General features: G+C 39.4%; 1 protein-coding gene. It reads left to right on the top strand.

All coding sequences use genetic code 11. The features are described from left to right. Nucleotides 1-309: 309 nt before the first annotated feature. Nucleotides 310-1,431 carry a Fic family protein gene (locus HDC92_RS24935; RefSeq protein WP_015809399.1) on the top strand — a complete coding sequence of 374 codons (1,122 nt, stop codon included), beginning with the start codon at nt 310-312 and terminating at the stop codon, nt 1,429-1,431. The last annotated feature ends 213 nt before the right edge of the window (nt 1,432-1,644 follow it).

A 1,644-nucleotide genomic window follows, 5' to 3' on the forward strand; every position in this document is an offset into this window, starting at 1 on the left:
CCGATGGTACTGCGGTAACACGTGGGAGAGTAGGTCGGTGCCAAATCTTAAAGAAAGCCGGTAGTCCAAATGACTACCGGCTTTTCTTGTTTCAAGCCCCCCCAAACACCTGGGCCAAAACCAAAAACTTGTTTAAACCTCCAAATTACAATACCCCCTTCTGCTCAACAGATCGCGAATGACCTGAAAACCTTATAAATGTTGAGGTAGCTCTGTCTGCTTGAAGATATTTTAAGGTAAGAATTGCACTTAACCTTAAAAACTCAATAATTTTAAGGTGAGTTACTGGCTTTTATGTATATTTGAAATATGACTTATCGCATTAACTCGGACCGAAATAAACCCTGGAACGATTTACCCGATCTTCCTTTAGACCCTAAGCTTTATGAAGACCTGGAAATCTATAGCCAGCTTGGCAATGCAAAAGCGGCACTGGGCAGATTGCAGGGAAGAAGTATAGCCATACCCAATCAGGGCTTGCTGATCAACTCTATCAGTTTACAGGAGGCTAAGGCTTCCAGTGCAATTGAAAATATATTTACTACAGATGATGAACTGTATAAAGCCTATAGTGAGGACCAGGCAAAACAGCTGGATGGGCCGGCAAAGGAAATCCTTAATTACAGGGAAGCTTTATGGCTGGGTTATCAATATTTACAGGAAAACCAGATTTTCGATGCACACTATTTTATAAAAATGTACAGGGTAGTTAGCCAGTTTAATGATGGCATAAGAACACCCATTGCCCAGATATACATTAAAGAAGGTGGTACTGGGCCAAATGCAGGGAAGGCATTTTATACCCCGCCCAGGGGCAAGGGAATCATTGAAGATAAACTGAACAACTTAACCGATTTTTTGAATGATGATCAAAAGTATCCCTTAGATCCCTTACTGAAAATGGCCATCGGACATTTTCAGTTCGAAGCTATACATCCTTTCAGGGATGGAAATGGGCGAACGGGCAGAATTTTTAACATTCATTATCTGACCAAAAAAGGCTTGCTGGATTATCCTATTTTATTCCTGAGCAGCTATATTATGGAACATAAAGAGGAATATTATGCCGGACTGGCGGGAGTTACACAAAGGGGGAACTGGAAAAGCTGGTTGTTATATATATTAAAGGCTGTTGAAGTAACTTCTAACCTTACCTACAATAAAATCAATGACATCATATCAGCTAAAGAAGCCATCCTTGATGCTATTGTTGAAGATGGAAATATTTCCAGGCCCGAATCTCTGGTCAATGCTTTGTTTACGCAGCCCTTTACCAGGGTAAAACATTTCACCAATTCGGGATTGTATTCGGAAAATACGGCAAGAAAGTATTTGGACCAACTGGCCAACATGGGGATTCTTGAAAAAAGAATGATCCAGGGCGGAAGTTATTACCTGAATCTGGAACTCTACAGGATACTTTCTGAATGATCTGGTCATTATAATTCTGTTGTTTTTATAATCAAGAACCTGTTTTTTTAAAGGAGCAGGTGTATGAAGAAAGGAAGAAATAACGGATGTAAGGGTTAAGGGCTAAATAATCTGGCTGTTTTTTTAAATTTTTCTGATTGTAATTAAGGCAGTTAGGATAAAAGTTGATTTAATGGTGTGATATAGTTTGATTGGGTTGATAATTTTCCTACT

It is taken from the genome of Pedobacter sp. AK017, assembly GCF_014200825.1.
Taxonomy (GTDB): Bacteria; Bacteroidota; Bacteroidia; order Sphingobacteriales; family Sphingobacteriaceae; genus Pedobacter; species Pedobacter heparinus.

What these genes read in the sequence shown, in the direction of transcription:
- HDC92_RS24935 (WP_015809399.1), top strand. Translation starts at nt 310, where the DNA reads ATGACTTATCGCATTAACTCGGACCGAAATAAACCCTGGAACGATTTA.